The following is a 13,765-nucleotide window of genomic DNA, read 5'->3' as shown; positions in this document are numbered from 1 at the left end:
TTAGACACCCCCTATATAACGTAGTATATCACTTTTATTTACTTTTAGTATTCCTTTTTCTTGTGGCCGGGATACCCATGAAGGATCTTTTTTTGGATCTGGTTCTCTTAATTGTCCATTTTGGCCAAATCTAAAGAAGCGGGACCAGCCATTAAACATGTGCTGTCCATCTGCATATAATAAATGCGCACCAAATAAATTTCTAATTGCACCCTGATTATCTGGATTTAAAAAAAGCTGAACCCCACCAATATCATGGTCATCATCTGTTTGTAGAGCAGCTCTAATTGTATCAGGTAGTATCAAAGCACAAAAATCAACATCTCCTGGTTCATTTCTCCCGGTGACAAAACTACCGTTTACTAAAACTGCTTCAGGAATTAATTTAAGTTCATTCAATCTTTTTAATAAAGCAATAAAAGAATCCCAACGTTTTGTTCGAATTTCTGTAGACAAGAAGCGTGTCTCTATATCTTCAAATGTACATTCATGTTCGCCAGGAGGCAAATGATAATCATCAATAAAATTAGGGATATTTGTCATTGTTCACCACACCTATATATGTAATAGTAAAATATTACAACATGTATTGGATTAATACTAGCTTTTAAAAAAGTTCCTTTTAATAAAACTAAGATAAGCGCATTATATTAATAAGCATACTTTATTTAAAGAAGCGAGACAATTTGATGAAATTTGAAGATAAATGCAAAGGGTTAGCTTGTATGATAACAGGCTGATGTACACTGTTTTCCTTTAAGCCGTGGGATAATCCTGAAAAAATACATTGGTATTGCGAAGATCATTATAATCAAGCTAAGTCCTTTGATGAGAAGGAGAAATTAGCATTCCTAGAATACTACTCTGACTCAAGAAAGAGAGAATGGCTTCCAGAAAAGCATTTAAAGCTTTATTATCAATATGCAAAGAAGTAAAAAAGCCTAATCGAATGAGTGGCTTTTGCTGTTCTATTTTCCGTTTTTCCTTCGTTTTACTAATCTTATAATACCGTAACCTCCACCTAGGATTGCTGCTGCGCTTCCAGCTCCAACTGCGGTATCATTTTTCATACCTTCAATTTCATTTTGTTTCTTATCTGATTTTTCTTCCATTACATTAATTTTGTTATCATATATAAGATAAGTGAGCGTTTAAACAACGAGGATATCTGTTATTTAAAAGACACTTTCATAATTACTTTATTCACTATTCCAGTCGGTACAAATTCAAAACAATCTGTTCCTAAACGACCACGAGTGGCTCCAAGGATCTCCATATCAGTACTAGTGATATCCAAATTATACTTTATAAGAATTTCAGGATAATTGGGCCTGTTTTTATTGGGCAAACGATTCATCAACCCAGGGAATAGTTGACCTTGGATTTCATAATGCTCTTCTAAATCTGGAAAAATCGGATAATTTGTGAAGCCAACCTCTACTGCCTTTTGTAAGTTATCTGATGAATAAGAGAATTGATATTTTTTATCCTCTCTTCTATAGGTTAATTTCCCAACCACAAACCTCTGGAGAGACTGAGGATCTTTCCAAACCAATAGCAACTTGCATATTTTACTGTTCATTTAATCACCTATCTTTTAGTTCTAAGCTTTATTAATAAGAAGGAATATTAAAAGAGGTAGAGGATTAATCCCCTACCATACTAAAGTTCTTATTCTTTCACAGCATCCTTCAGGTTTTTTCCTGCTTTAAATGAAGGTACTTTGCTTGCTGCAATTTCAATTTCCTCGCCAGTTTGAGGATTACGGCCTTTTCTTGCCGCACGTTCACTAACTGAGAAAGCTCCAAATCCAATAATCTCCACTTTATCACCATTTTTCAATGCTGTTGTGATTGTTTCCATTACGGAGTCAACTACTCTAATTGAATCTTTTTTCGATAGTTCAGAGCTTTCGGCTACCGCGTTAATAAGATCTGTTTTGTTCATAAATATGTACCTCCTAAAATCAGTCCTTAAGTAGAACTCTTTTAGTATTCCACAAACTTTTTTAATTCGCAATTATAAAGCTAATTGACTTGTAGCCTCAACAAAAGGTAGTGTAAGATGTAAAATAATATATACCATTTAGGAAGTTCTCTTATGGAACAAACGCCCCCTATTGTTTAAGTGTTATTTTTCACAAACTTATTCACTAGGTACTTTATTATTTATTATTGGAATGCAACCCCGTTTGGACTTCATAAAATATTTTATGAAATTCCTTTGTTTTCTAACATATACATCATTTTTAGAAAACTGACCTAGGATATTTGTTTTTTATTCTATTGAAGATGATAAAGGGCTTCTCTGTATCTACCCTTGCTTATATTTTTGATTTGTTCCTTGTTAAAAAAAGGCATTCCTGCTAAAAACAGGAATGCCACCTAATAAAGTTATTAATTCTTTACCTTTAATAACCTTAAACTATTTAATGTTACCAAAAGGGTTGCTCCCATATCAGCAAATATGGCTATCCATAATGTTAACCAGCCAGGAATTACTAAGACTAAAGCTAATAATTTTATAGCCAAAGAGAAAGTAATGTTTTGCTTGATAATGGTTAAAGCTTTGCGGCTTAATTTAATCGTATACGGTAATTTACTTAAATCATCAGACATTAGAGCAATATCTGCTGTTTCTAGTGCTGTATCAGTTCCAGCACCTCCCATAGCCACACCTACTGTTGAAGCTGCTAGTGCTGGCGCATCGTTTACACCGTCTCCAACCATTGCAACACTTTGATGTTCGCCACGAAGTTCTTTAATATAATTTAGTTTATCCTCTGGAAGCAAATCAGCTTTAATATCCGAAACACCAACTTGTTTTCCAATGGCTAACGCAGTCCTTTCATTATCACCAGTTAGCATAACTGTTTCAATTCCGTATTTGTTTAACTTGTCTATTACTTCTCTGGAAGATTCTCTAATTTCATCAGCTACAGCAATTAATGAAAGGATCTCTTGATTTGTTCCTAGAACCATAACAGTTTTACCCTCAGTTTGCATACGGGTAATATGTTCTTCAGTGGAACTTTCAATCTTGCCATGTAATTCTTGGAATAGGTTAGGGCTTCCAACATAGTACATTTCATTACTAACTCTTGCTTTTACACCCTTTCCTGTAATGGATTGAAAATCTTCTACAATCACTTCATTTATATTCAATCCTGTTTCTTCTGCTTTTCTTAAAATGGCGGAAGCAAGGGGATGCTGTGAACCTTTTTCAATAGCTGCTGTAACTTTTAATAATTGTTCTTTATTTCCGTTAAAAGTAACTAAATCCGTAACAGCTGGAACACCTTTAGTTAAAGTTCCTGTTTTATCAAATGCAATTGCTTTTAAGTGTCCTGTTTCTTCTAAATGAATTCCACCTTTTATTAGAACGCCATTTTTTGCAGCATTCCCTATAGCAGTTACGATGGAAACAGGAGTAGAAACAACTAATGCACAAGGACAACCGACAACTAGTACAGCCAAACCTTGATAAATCCATTCACTCCAATCACCACCAAACAACGGAGGAATTACTGCTATTAAAACTGCCAGAATAACAATTGCAGGTGTATAGTATTTGGCAAATTTATCAACAAACGCTTGAGAAGGTGCTCGTTCAGCTTGTGCTTCTTCAACAAGGTGAATAATTTTAGATAATGTCGTGTCTTCTACTCGTTTCGTTACTCTTACTTCAAGTAGTCCTTCTTCATTTAATGTTCCTGCAAAAACCTCATCGTCAATAGTTTTTGTCACAGGAACACTTTCACCTGTAATGGCTGCCTGATTCAGTGTAGATGTTCCTTTGACAACTGTCCCATCCATCGCTAGTTTTTGTCCAGGCTTAACAATCATGATGTCTCCAACTTGTATATCATTTACATGAATTATCATCTCTTCATTTCCACGACGAATTAACGCTTCTTTTGGAGCGATATCCATTAGTGATTCAATAGATTGACGTGCTTTATCCATTGAATAGCGCTCTAATGCTTCACTAATTGCAAATAAAATAACAACTGTTGCGCCTTCACCCCATTCACCAATAATAGCAGCACCTATTATCGCAATGGTCATCAGTGTATTCATATCAAAATTTAGCCGAACAAGATTTTTTAGCCCTTTTAAGAATAAAGAATATCCTCCAATAACAATAGATGCTGCATAGCCAATATTCGTAAGAATATGTTCTTCTCCAAATTGCTCTCCTATAAACCAACTTATAACTAGTAATATGGCGGAAATATACACTTTAATGTTTTCTTTTTGTTTCCAAAAGGGTTCTCGTTCCACTTGTTGTTCTTTTTCATCACGAATTTTTAGATTCTCAAAAGCTCCGGCTTTTTCTAATTCTTCAATGGTTGTGTTTCCTTGAACATAAACCTTAGATGCTCCAAAATTTACTTTTGCATCCTGTACTCCAGAAAGATTTTTAACATTGTTTTCAAATTTGGCTGCACAGTTCGTACAAGTGAATCCTTGAACACGATATGCTTTCATTTCTTGTTCGGATAGTTTTCCTTGCTGATCAGACATTTACTTTCACCTCATTAATATTAGTTAGAGCAATCATCATTATTTGCCGAATATGTTCATTACCTAAGGAGTAAAACGCTAATTTCCCTTCCTTCCTATAGTTAACAATACCTTGCTTATGAAGAGTTCTTAAATGATGAGAAGCATTAGCAACGCTTGCACCAATAATATTAGCCACATCACAAACGCATAATTCTTCATCTTGGCACAAGGCATAGGTAATCTTTGCTCTATTTTCATCAGCAATGGATTTTAACAATTGGGACAAACTAGAGAAATCAACCTTGTTCAAATCTCCTTGTATTCGATTGACTTTTTCTTCGTCATAACAATAAATTTCACATATATCCTTTTTAATCATTTCTTTCCCCCTATACTCGTTCATTCAAATATACATTTGAATATAGTATACCCCTTACTCATCTTTTTATTCAAGTCAATATTTGAATAAAGAACAAACAAAATGAGAAGCCAACTAATCAAAATATTTATAAATGGATAATAATCCTAACTATTCAATTTTAAAAATAGTAATCTAGTATAAATTGTCTTTTAGTTGGCTATTCTTTTTTATAAGGGGAGTTGAAAAAAATGAAAAAATCCATATTAATTTTATTATGTCTTTTACTACTAGTAACTATTACAACCAAGGAAACTAAAGCTTTTTATGCAGATAATGAGTTAAGTCAGATTACAAAAATAGCTAATAAAAACAATATAAAGGTAACTACATGGAGTATGTATATAAAAGAACCAATTGGACAATTTACTAAAATGAGAGATCTTGATCAAGCAATTTCCACTTTCATGAGAACGGAAAAAGATTATACTTGGTCTAAAAAACAAGCTGAGAAAGATCATTATAAAATTGAAGGGAATAAAAAGTCTTCCAATTTAGAAATGGAAGAGAAAATCTTAATCATTATTTATTCTCAAAAAGGTAAATATAATTTAAGTATTACTTATGATGTAAAAGGTGATTGGAATGAAAGCAAATGGCCAAGAATTTTCAATATGTATAAACAAAAAATAGAGAACTATTCTACATTTTATACGGTTCAAGGAACTACAGATATAGAACAACCTTTGTATACAGAAGCATCCGAATTATTGGTTAGTTTTTCGGGAGAAGAATTACAAAGTCTTAATGAAGATAATTTTATTTCGCTATCTGCATATACAAAACGTTTGGAAACTAAACTTCCTCTTGGTGATAATCAATATATGAACCTTCATATCGCATACAGATTGACTAATGAATCGGCGGATCAGGTAAAAGTAACGATTGGTACCCCTATTATTACGTCAGAGTATTAAAACAAAAAACGAGATGTCGTTATTAGACATCTCGTTTTACAGTTTTACTTTTCATTCGTAGTAACATAATGCATTTAAAATAACGGTTAAAGCTGGCCCTGTATCACTTATGAGCTAGCCTTTTCTTCAGACTTCGGAGACAACAATCACTTACTACTTTCGCTGCATCCTTAGTAGAATCTTTACTACAACATCCGCTTCTGTATAATCCATGGCTAAAGGCCAAATGATTAAATGTTTTTTACTCTTAATATTCTCATTGCATTCAGAACAGCAAGTAAGGTAACACCTACATCTGAAAATACTGCTTCCCACATCGTAGCAATTCCAAAAGCTCCAAGTAATAAGAAGATCGCTTTTACTCCTAGTGCGAATATGATATTTTGCCAAACAATACTTCTAGTCCGCTTAGCAAGTTTTATTGCTGTTGCTATTTTAGATGGTTCATCAGTCATTATTACAATGTCTGCAGCTTCAATTGCTGCATCTGATCCTAATCCACCCATTGCCATACCAACATCTGCTCTAGCTAATACAGGTGTATCGTTTATCCCATCACCAACAAACAAAATCTTATCTTTAGAATTCTTGGCAGCATCTAATTTTTCAATCTCTTCCACTTTATTTTGAGGAAGAAGTTCTGAATGTACCTCATCGATTCCAAGGATATTTCCAACTTGCTCGCCAACTGATTTTGCATCTCCAGTTAGCATTACTGTCTTTTTAATCCCTTGTTGTTTTAATGATTGAATTGCCTCAGGAGAATCTTCTTTAATCTTATCCGAAATGACAATAGATCCGATAAAATTCTTATCATAAGCTACATAGACAATCGTACCAATTTCACTATAGTTGTGATACTTTATATTCTCTTTCATCATTAGTTTATGGTTTCCAGCTAATATTTCTTTACCGTCCATTATGACTGAAATTCCATGGCCTGGTATTTCATTATAACTTTTAATACTGTCATCCTGTATTTCTTTCCCATAAGCCTTTTTAATGGATTCTGCTATTGGATGATTAGAATATGCTTCTGCGTAAGCAGCATATTTTATTATTTCAGCTTCTGTAAACCCGTTAGCCGGATGAATAGAAACAACCTCAAATACACCTTTAGTTAAAGTACCAGTCTTATCAAATACCACATACTTCACATCATTTAAAGCCTCTAAATAGTTACTTCCTTTTACTAAGATACCCTTTTTTGAAGCTGCGCCTATTCCGCCAAAGAAACCTAAAGGTATAGAGACAACTAAAGCACAAGGACAAGAAATAACTAAAAAGATTAACGCTCTATATAACCACTCGGAAAATGTAGCACTAGGCATTAATATCGGAGGTACTACAGCTAATAAAACAGCTATTATTACAACCACCGGAGTATAGTACCTAGCGAATTTCGTAATAAAGTTCTCTGTTGGAGCTTTACGACTGCTTGCATTTTGTACTAACTCTAAGATTTTAGAAACGGTGGATTCACTAAACTCTTTTGTAACTTTTACAGTTAAAAATCCATTTTTATTAATGAATCCGCTTAGTACATCATTACCACTTTCAATATCTCTAGGGACTGACTCCCCTGTTAACGCTGACGTATCGACACTAGATGTACCCTCTAAGACCACGCCATCTAAGGGCACTCTTTCGCCAGGTTTTATTACAATAATGTCCCCAATAGAAACTTCCTCAGGGTCGACTTTTTTTATTTCTGAACCTATTTTAATATTTGCATAGTCAGGACGAATCTCCATTAAACTGCTAATTGATTTCCTAGAACGATTAACAGCGATACTTTGGAATAACTCACCAACTTGATAAAATAACATTACTGCTACACCTTCTGGATACTCTTGAATCGCAAAAGCTCCAATAGTTGCTAAAGCCATTAAAAAGTGTTCATCAAACACCTGTCCTCTAGTTATATTCTTTATAGCTCGAAGAACAATATCTCCACCCACTATTAGATAAGCAATTAAGAATGTTACCAATTCTAAAGTCCCGCTTAATGGAGCAAAGATACCCAATCCAAAAATAATGCCTCCTATAATTAACCTGCTAATCATTTTCTTTAGATCATTACTTCCATGTTCATGGGTATGCCCATGAGCATGTGAGTGCCCGTGGTCGTGATCATGATTATGATTATGATCATGGACATGTTCATGGGTATGTTCACCTGAGTGTGATTGAGCTTTTTTCTTCTGCCTTTTTTGTTTCTCTAAAAGTTTAACATGGGGTTCTAGACGAGTAATTGTTTTTTCTGCTTTCGTTAATATCTCTACCTCTTGCTCTTTATCGTATTGCAAAGATATAGTCTGGGTTGCAAAATTAACATTACATTCTTTAACCCCGTTTATAGAAGAAACACCTCTCTCAATCTTCATGGCACAATTTGCACAATCTAAACCTTCTAAGGTAAATTCCCTTTTTAATTGATGTTTTCCTTCTCCCATAGATGTACCCCTCCTATATAGATATACCCCAATTTCCGAATTGTAAATATATGAACAGATATACATATAATCATATATAAATTATATGTACACAATTGCATTTGTGTCAATATCAATTTATATTTTATCCTTAGATGAAGATGGGGAAGGAAAAATCCCCATCCTTCAAATTGAATAACACATTCCTTTATGGAATTGTTAATGTTGGGCATGATCTATCATTTGATTTAAAACACTCATAACATGTTCATCATCACATGAATAAATAATGGTCGTTCCTTCTCTTCTATATTTTACAAGGCGAAGATTTTTCAAAAAACTTAATTGATGTGAAACTGTAGATTGCAGCATTTGTAACTTTTCAGCAATTTCGTTTACTGAGTGTGGTTTATCTGAAAGTAGATGTAATATCTTAATCCTTGTTGGTTCAGAAAGAGCCTTGAAAGTTTGAGAAACGATAAAAAGAGTTTCTTCATCTAATTTATTATTATAGTAATCCGTTGTAGAACCATTATAATCTTTATCTTCACCTAAATGTTCCATAAATTCTTACTCCTTGGTAATAATTTCTTACTATTATAGCATATTTTTTCAAACACCCTTCTTTAGATGCTCTAAATGTTATTAACCAACTATAGTATAGATTAACTCCCTTTAGTAACAATTATAATTACATTAAAACTAAATTATATTCACATTAAAAAGGCGGAGTATATAATTAACAGCAAAATTAAAAATTAAAAATTAAAAAAATTGTACCAAATTTTTCAAACTATAACTCACAAACTCTAGAGTTACATGGTAAATGAAATCTTTGAATGTATATTTTAAATACCTAACAGAAAAAAATAACGTCTGTAGTGAATTTTAAAAATGGAGGTATGAATTATGAGTCACTTTACTGATCATCATCACTCAGGGGAAACTGTAAAAGAATCTGGCCAGTATATAGATGCAGGCGGAGCAAAACAGGAACTAATTCAAGGAGATACTTTTCCGAATTGCCCCAATACAGGAAAGGAAACAACTTGGACACATGCTAGTCACACTCATCAAACAGGAGATACTGTTATGGAGTCTGGACATTATATAGATGCGGATGGCGAACATGTGGTGCTACAGCAAGGAGACAAGTTTCCATCATGTCCTAAAACTGGTCAATCAGTTACTTGGACACATGAACAATAATTATATTTGTTCAATAAAGTAAAAGATAATTATTTTTTAATTAAAACACAAAAGGCATGGTATTAACCATGCCTTTTGTATTTTTATCATTATTGATCTAAAAGTTGTTAAATTTTATAAAATGGAACGGGTTAGAGTAAAGTAGTACTCTTTTTTAATAATATCCCCATATTAAAGCGAGCAGTGTTCCGAAAACAGTTACAATCGCAATAAATAGACCATAATATATACTAGTGTATATGACTTTTTTGTCTTTTGATTCACCTGCATGCATGAAAATTACTAGTTGTACCAAAGCCTGAATAAAAGCTGTTATTAACAGTATGGTAGAACCCATAGCAAATGAAAGGTCAAAAAAATAAACAGTCAATGCTATGGCGGTAAGTATTAAAGAAGAGAGAAAGCCCATAACATGTTTTTTAGGAAATAATTCACTCATATTTACATCATCCCTTTCAAGAATACAAAACTATAAAGGAATATCCAGACAACATCTATAAAGTGCCAGTAAAGAGAGAAAATAAATGCTTTATTGGCTGTCCTTTCATTTATCCCATCTCTTTTTATTTGTAGTATGATTAATGTACCCCATAAAATACCGAACGCTACGTGAGCTCCATGCGTTCCTAAAAGAGTGAATAGGATTGCAGTAAAGCCACTAGTTTGTAAAGTTGCTCCCTCATGAATGTAGACAACAAAATCGTAAATTTCCACTCCTAAAAATGCTAAACCAAGTACAAGAGTTGCCGCAAAAAATGCAAGCATAGCTTTTTGTTTCTTCAGTCTCATCGCATTTATAGCTAATCCTATTGTAAAACTACTTCCTAATAACAATATTGTCTCAATAACAACAGGTGTAATTTCAAATATTTCTGCACCAGTTGGCCCGCTTCCTGTCCGATCTACAAGTGTAAAATACGAGGCAAAAAGCGTTCCAAATAGTGCTATTTCTGCACCAAGGAATATCCAAAAACCAAGAATGTTTAAGCGATTTTGTTGGGTACTATATTCAAGAGGCAATGAATTATCAATCTTCATTATTTTGGACCTCCCAACGAGTCTTCAATTTTTTCTACTGTTTCCTTAGAGATATACCTTCCATTGTCTTTTTCAGTGGAACGCAATGCTAAACAAATAAATATAGCTACTGTTGCTAGGATTAAAAGTATCCAAAGTGCGAATACAAATGCAAAGCCCCAAATAAAAAAGAGGAATCCAAAAATAAATGGCATGCCACTATTATTTGGCATGTGAATCTTTTCAATATTACCTCTAAATAGTTTGTATCCCTTTTTCTTGGAATCCCAGAAGGCCTCGGTTGAATCAACTGTCGGAGTGATTGCAAAATTATACTCTGGTACAGGTGATTTAGTTGCCCACTCTAACGAGCGAGCGTCCCATGGATCTGACGAAATATTTCTTGGTGAATTTTTGTAACTGTATAAAATATTGTAAACTATTAAAACAAATCCTACTAAAAGACCTAGAGCTCCTATAAAGGAAATCATATTCCAGATACCGAAACCAGTTGACTCAGAGTAAGTGTACATTCTTCTAGCTTGTCCATCTAAACCTGATATGAACATTGGGAAAAAGGCTACACAAACACTTATCGAAATAAACCAGAACGCCCATTTTCCAATTCTCTCGTTTAGCATGTATCCAAACATCTTTGGCCACCAATAAGTAAGACCAGCAAGCATTGCGAATACAACCCCAGGAATTATAACTAAGTGAAAGTGAGCTACTAAAAACATGGTATTGTGGTATTGATAGTCAGCACTGGCCATTCCAAGCATTACTCCTGTTACCCCACCAATTGTGAAAATAGGAATAAATCCTAAAGAATAAAGCATAGGAACTGTAAATTCAATTTTCCCTTTTCTAAGCGTAAACAGCCAGTTAAATATTTTGATACCGGTTGGTACAGCAATAGCCATAGTTGTGATAGAGAAAATACTATTAACCAAAGCGCCTTGTCCCATAGTGAAGAAGTGATGAACCCAAACTAAAAAGGACAGAACAGATATAGCCACTATGGAAATTACCATTGACTTATAACCATATAGATTTCTTCTTGCGAATGTTGGTATTATTTCACTGTATATTCCGAACGCTGGTAATATGAGGATATATACTTCAGGATGTCCCCAAACCCAGAATAGGTTTGCCCAAAGCATATCCATCCCACCATCAGTGGTTGTGAAGAAGTTAGTACCAAAAAGTCTATCCATTGTCCCCATAATTAACGCTATTGTTAAAATGGGAAAGGCAAAAACAATAATTAAGTTTGTAATCAATGCTGACCAAGTAAACATCGGCATTTTCATAAGAGTCATTCCTGGAGCTCTCATTTTTAGTATAGTAGTAACAAAGTTAATACCTGTTATCAATGTACCAATCCCAGAAATTTGTAAAGCAATCATGTAATAATTGGTACCTACTGACTTACTAAAATCTGTACCCGCTAGTGGAAAATAAGAAGACCATCCTGCATCTGGAGACCCCCCTACAACGAAAGATATGTTAAATAACATAGCTCCAAAGAAATATAACCAGAAACTAACGGCATTGAGCCTAGGAAAGGCTACATCTCTTGCGCCAATTTGTAATGGTACAACAAAGTTCATAAGTGCCATTATAAAAGCCATCGCCATAAATATAATCATAACTACACCGTGTGTAGTAAATACTTCATTATATTCCTGAGCATTCAATAAATTATTATCAGGAACAGCTGTTTGTGCCCGCATCATAATGGCATCTGCTCCACCACGGAAGAGCATTAGTAATGCGGAGATTAAATACATAATCCCTATTCTTTTATGGTCTACAGTTGTAAGCCACTCTCTCCATAGATATCCCCATTTCTTTGTATACGTAATAAATACTAGGATGCCTATCATGGTAAGGACTATAGCAACCATTGAAGCATAGATTGTTGGCCCAGGATTGGGAACAGCAAACCTATCAAAAAAATCCATGTAATAGTACTCCTTTCAAGAAAAAATAATTTTATTTGAAGAATATATAATTAATGGTCCATTCCTTCCATATCCATATCCTCCATGTCCATATCTTTTGTATTTTCTGTGTCTTCGTTTTTCTCTTCGCTAGTAGATTTTTTCATATCATGAGGTGGTGGTGAAAAGCCTAAATGAGTACCATTGAAAGTCAACTGACCTAAGTGTCCAGGATTTAAAAGCTCCTCAAATTTATCTTCTGTTAGCGTGTCAGCAGTATCCTTTACTTCTGTTATCCACTTTTCATATTCTTCCTTTGACATTGCTTGAACATTAAAGGTTTGTTGAGCAAATCCTTCACCAGTAAAATTTGCGTTACGTCCCATATATTCTCCAGGAACATCGGCTGCTAAATTTAATGTGTTTAGCATATCTGCCATTGCGTACTTTTGCCCACCTAGCTGCGGTATCCAAAAGCTTGATATCGGGCCATAAGAATATAACTTAAACTGAATCGGGCGATCTGTAGGAATGAACAAATAATTAACGGTTTCTATATTTTCTTCTGGATAACTAAAATGCCACTTCCAGTTGGAAGATGAAGCGTAAATTACTAACGGCTCTTCCTTGTATCCTTTAGGTACATTTTCTACCTCATAGGTTGACTTAATGGTTATAAAAGATAGGAATGCCACTATCAGAATGGGAATAGCAGTCCATATAATTTCTAATTTAATACTTCCCTCGATATGAGGTGGTTCATAGTCCTTGGATTGTTTAGAAGCTTTATATTTCCAAAGCATATAAAAATATAAAGACAAAACTACTATAACTACGATTGCCATTGTCCAAATGGAAATTTTAATGACATCTGCAGTTATTCGACCTTGCGGTCCCTTTGGATCTAAAACCATTAAGGGCTCACATGCCGTTAAAACAACAAGACTAAGTAAGGTTGCAAAATATAAGATTTTTTTTAATTTCATATTTATTTTCCTTTCCTTGTAAAATTAAAGTTGATTTCTCCTTTCTGAATAATGCATACATGAACATTTAAGCATATTTAAATAAAAACATATGCGCAATTATTCATTTTAGTGTTAACTATACCTTTTAAGTTAGATTACACTACTCTCATAATGTTAACACAATAAAAATCATAGGAATGTGACAAAATATTGAAGGAAATTTATTCCATAACAGTTTGGTTATTACTATAATTTTTTGTTTCTATACTCTATAATTATATATGTTCATGTAAGCATGTTTAGATAAAGCTTATAATTACTTGAAACATTTTTTAATATTAATATTT

Annotated in this window: 14 protein-coding genes; 2 read left to right on the top strand and 12 right to left on the bottom strand. The window is 33.7% G+C overall.

Annotated elements, in window-relative coordinates; genetic code table 11:
* From M3600_RS22810 to M3600_RS22785, 6 genes are all read right to left on the bottom strand, one after another.
* Positions 1-543 carry a DUF6932 family protein gene (locus M3600_RS22810; RefSeq protein ID WP_182104106.1) on the bottom strand — a complete coding sequence of 181 codons (543 nt, stop codon included), beginning with the start codon at positions 541-543 and terminating at the stop codon, positions 1-3.
* A gap of 425 nt (positions 544-968) precedes the next feature.
* Positions 969-1,112: a hypothetical protein gene (locus M3600_RS22805; RefSeq protein WP_182104107.1), complete on the bottom strand. Its 144-nt coding sequence runs from the start codon at positions 1,110-1,112 to the stop codon at positions 969-971.
* Between the two features lie 59 nt (positions 1,113-1,171).
* Complete coding sequence (locus M3600_RS22800) at positions 1,172-1,582, bottom strand: hypothetical protein (RefSeq protein ID WP_251647719.1); 411 nt, start codon at positions 1,580-1,582, stop codon at positions 1,172-1,174.
* An 89-nt stretch (positions 1,583-1,671) separates the two neighbouring features.
* Positions 1,672-1,947 (bottom strand): HU family DNA-binding protein, encoded by a 276-nt coding sequence (locus M3600_RS22795; protein WP_182104108.1) that lies wholly within the window; start codon positions 1,945-1,947, stop codon positions 1,672-1,674.
* Positions 1,948-2,396: 449 nt separating this feature from the next.
* Positions 2,397-4,526, bottom strand: coding sequence for a heavy metal translocating P-type ATPase (locus M3600_RS22790; RefSeq protein WP_251647717.1), 2,130 nt, complete (start codon positions 4,524-4,526; stop codon positions 2,397-2,399).
* Positions 4,519-4,887 carry an ArsR/SmtB family transcription factor gene (locus M3600_RS22785; RefSeq protein ID WP_016205110.1) on the bottom strand — a complete coding sequence of 123 codons (369 nt, stop codon included), beginning with the start codon at positions 4,885-4,887 and terminating at the stop codon, positions 4,519-4,521. Before M3600_RS22785 ends, M3600_RS22790 begins: the two co-directional genes overlap by 8 nt.
* A gap of 230 nt (positions 4,888-5,117) precedes the next feature.
* Between M3600_RS22785 and M3600_RS22780 the strand changes: the two genes are divergently transcribed.
* On the top strand, positions 5,118-5,843 hold the full coding sequence (locus tag M3600_RS22780; RefSeq protein WP_016205111.1) for a YwmB family TATA-box binding protein: 726 nt from the start codon (positions 5,118-5,120) through the stop codon (positions 5,841-5,843).
* 230 nt (positions 5,844-6,073) lie between these two features.
* Here M3600_RS22780 and M3600_RS22775 read toward each other — a convergent pair whose 3' ends face one another.
* Both M3600_RS22775 and M3600_RS22770 read right to left on the bottom strand, forming a co-directional pair.
* The gene (locus M3600_RS22775) at positions 6,074-8,299 is read right to left on the bottom strand and encodes a heavy metal translocating P-type ATPase (protein ID WP_016205112.1); all 2,226 of its coding nucleotides are present in this window, start codon (positions 8,297-8,299) and stop codon (positions 6,074-6,076) included.
* A 198-nt stretch (positions 8,300-8,497) separates the two neighbouring features.
* Entirely contained in the window at positions 8,498-8,842 is a 345-nt protein-coding gene (locus tag M3600_RS22770) for an ArsR/SmtB family transcription factor (protein WP_016205113.1), read from the bottom strand.
* Positions 8,843-9,187: 345 nt separating this feature from the next.
* Here M3600_RS22770 and M3600_RS22765 point away from each other — a divergent pair, with 345 nt between their 5' ends.
* Positions 9,188-9,487, top strand: a complete 300-nt coding sequence (locus tag M3600_RS22765; protein ID WP_016205114.1) for a hypothetical protein — start codon at positions 9,188-9,190, stop codon at positions 9,485-9,487.
* A gap of 154 nt (positions 9,488-9,641) precedes the next feature.
* Here M3600_RS22765 and qoxD read toward each other — a convergent pair whose 3' ends face one another.
* The 4 genes from qoxD to qoxA are packed head-to-tail and all read right to left on the bottom strand — an operon-like array spanning position 9,642 to position 13,436.
* On the bottom strand, positions 9,642-9,926 hold the full coding sequence (qoxD, locus tag M3600_RS22760) for a cytochrome aa3 quinol oxidase subunit IV (RefSeq protein WP_016205115.1): 285 nt from the start codon (positions 9,924-9,926) through the stop codon (positions 9,642-9,644).
* Positions 9,927-9,928: 2 nt separating this feature from the next.
* Complete coding sequence (gene qoxC, locus M3600_RS22755) at positions 9,929-10,525, bottom strand: cytochrome aa3 quinol oxidase subunit III (RefSeq protein WP_016205116.1); 597 nt, start codon at positions 10,523-10,525, stop codon at positions 9,929-9,931.
* On the bottom strand, positions 10,525-12,471 hold the full coding sequence (gene qoxB, locus M3600_RS22750; RefSeq protein ID WP_016205117.1) for a cytochrome aa3 quinol oxidase subunit I: 1,947 nt from the start codon (positions 12,469-12,471) through the stop codon (positions 10,525-10,527). Before qoxB ends, qoxC begins: the two co-directional genes overlap by 1 nt.
* A 50-nt stretch (positions 12,472-12,521) precedes the next feature.
* The gene (gene qoxA / locus M3600_RS22745; protein ID WP_251647715.1) at positions 12,522-13,436 is read right to left on the bottom strand and encodes a cytochrome aa3 quinol oxidase subunit II; all 915 of its coding nucleotides are present in this window, start codon (positions 13,434-13,436) and stop codon (positions 12,522-12,524) included.
* Between the last annotated feature and the right edge of the window lie 329 nt (positions 13,437-13,765).

Origin of the sequence: Niallia sp. MER 6 (assembly GCF_023714395.1) — a bacterium.
Taxonomy (GTDB): domain Bacteria; phylum Bacillota; class Bacilli; order Bacillales; family Cytobacillaceae; genus Niallia.
This window is presented reverse-complemented; position numbering and strand designations above follow the sequence as displayed.

Bases quoted from the DNA above. Each gene is read 5' to 3' on its own strand.
- M3600_RS22810 (WP_182104106.1), bottom strand. From the start codon at position 543: ATGACAAATATCCCTAATTTTATTGATGATTATCATTTGCCTCCTGGC.
- M3600_RS22805 (WP_182104107.1), bottom strand. From the start codon at position 1,112: ATGGAAGAAAAATCAGATAAGAAACAAAATGAAATTGAAGGTATGAAA.
- M3600_RS22800 (WP_251647719.1), bottom strand. From the start codon at position 1,582: ATGAACAGTAAAATATGCAAGTTGCTATTGGTTTGGAAAGATCCTCAG.
- M3600_RS22795 (WP_182104108.1), bottom strand. From the start codon at position 1,947: ATGAACAAAACAGATCTTATTAACGCGGTAGCCGAAAGCTCTGAACTA.
- M3600_RS22790 (WP_251647717.1), bottom strand. From the start codon at position 4,526: ATGTCTGATCAGCAAGGAAAACTATCCGAACAAGAAATGAAAGCATAT.
- M3600_RS22785 (WP_016205110.1), bottom strand. From the start codon at position 4,887: ATGATTAAAAAGGATATATGTGAAATTTATTGTTATGACGAAGAAAAA.
- M3600_RS22780 (WP_016205111.1), top strand. From the start codon at position 5,118: ATGAAAAAATCCATATTAATTTTATTATGTCTTTTACTACTAGTAACT.
- M3600_RS22775 (WP_016205112.1), bottom strand. From the start codon at position 8,299: ATGGGAGAAGGAAAACATCAATTAAAAAGGGAATTTACCTTAGAAGGT.
- M3600_RS22770 (WP_016205113.1), bottom strand. From the start codon at position 8,842: ATGGAACATTTAGGTGAAGATAAAGATTATAATGGTTCTACAACGGAT.
- M3600_RS22765 (WP_016205114.1), top strand. From the start codon at position 9,188: ATGAGTCACTTTACTGATCATCATCACTCAGGGGAAACTGTAAAAGAA.
- qoxD (WP_016205115.1), bottom strand. From the start codon at position 9,926: ATGAGTGAATTATTTCCTAAAAAACATGTTATGGGCTTTCTCTCTTCT.
- qoxC (WP_016205116.1), bottom strand. From the start codon at position 10,525: ATGAAGATTGATAATTCATTGCCTCTTGAATATAGTACCCAACAAAAT.
- qoxB (WP_016205117.1), bottom strand. From the start codon at position 12,471: ATGGATTTTTTTGATAGGTTTGCTGTTCCCAATCCTGGGCCAACAATC.
- qoxA (WP_251647715.1), bottom strand. From the start codon at position 13,436: ATGAAATTAAAAAAAATCTTATATTTTGCAACCTTACTTAGTCTTGTT.